Raw genomic sequence first — 589 nt, 5'->3', positions numbered from 1 at the left:
GTACATTGACATTTAACCACTGGGTTGGTAAGTCAAAATAAAGCGCATACCCCATGCCTACTAGCTGAGCGCTCTGAGCCAGTTGACGTATCTGATTGCTAATCAATAATTCTTTTACCAATCGACCATTCACATAAATTAGCTTTGGCAATGCTATCTGCTCATCAGTCATCGGCCATAACCAGCCACTGATTGCTGCCTGATTGACCGTGCTATCGCCGTACTCTACAGACGACTGCACCAGACTCGATAGATCTATCGATATTGCTAGCGCATCGTCCGTTAATGGCATACCAGTCGCTTGTTCTAGACGTGGCAACGGTAGACGGTTAGCATCGTTAACGTTTGTAGCATTTGCAGACAATGATAATCGCTTTTTATTATCATGAAACAGCGTCAGTGCGACATCGGCTCGCGCCAGTGCGACTTCACGAACGATCGTTTCGATATGACCAAATTCAGTGGCCATAGATTTTAAATTACCGCGGCGGGCAGGCACATTGAAATATAAGTCTTTGACTATGATTGTTGTGCCGCGATTATGAACGACTGGTGTGAGCTTCGGTGTATCATCTAGTACTCCAGCGAC

General features: G+C 45.7%; 1 pseudogene. It reads right to left on the bottom strand.

Annotated elements, in window-relative coordinates:
* Positions 1-589, bottom strand: a pseudogene (locus ACS8FC_RS19270) (DNA mismatch repair endonuclease MutL); the annotation flags it as partial.

Source organism: Psychrobacter sp. 1Y4, assembly GCF_051847555.1.
This window is presented reverse-complemented; position numbering and strand designations above follow the sequence as displayed.